The sequence below is a fragment of the Pseudomonas sp. AOB-7 genome (genome assembly GCF_003696305.1).
Classification (GTDB): domain Bacteria; phylum Pseudomonadota; class Gammaproteobacteria; order Pseudomonadales; family Pseudomonadaceae; genus Aquipseudomonas.
Window position 1 is genome coordinate 1 of record NZ_RFFK01000057.1, and the last position, 346, is coordinate 346.

The 346-nt window shown below is 60.4% G+C and carries 1 protein-coding gene; it reads left to right on the forward strand.

Annotation, left to right across the window (positions count from 1 at the left end; genetic code table 11):
• Nucleotides 1-64 precede the first annotated feature (64 nt).
• The coding region (locus tag EA796_RS22985) for a transposase (protein WP_147459087.1) at nucleotides 65-346 on the forward strand (282 nt) is incomplete at its 3' end.

Genomic DNA, 346 nt, shown 5'->3' on the forward strand with positions numbered 1-346 from the left:
TGGTCTGTCCCGGGCTGAGTGGACACTGACTTAAGGTGGATAATGCCCACCGCAAGGAGTGTTCATGACCCAGACCAGACGACGTTTTCCCGAATCCTTCAAACGCGAGGCGGTAGACCAGGTGCTTGCCGGTACACCGCTTCGTCATGTCGCTGAGACGCTCGGCATCGCTGAAAGCCTGCTGGGCAAATGGAGGCGCCAGTACGAACAGCAAGGTGACGATGCCTTTCCGGGCAATGGCAAGCAGCGCGGTGAGAGTGCGGAGCTGCGTCGGCTACGCCAGCAACTGGCTCAGGTCACCATGGAGCGCGATGTTTTAAAAAACCGCCTCCCCGGCGCTCCGCGC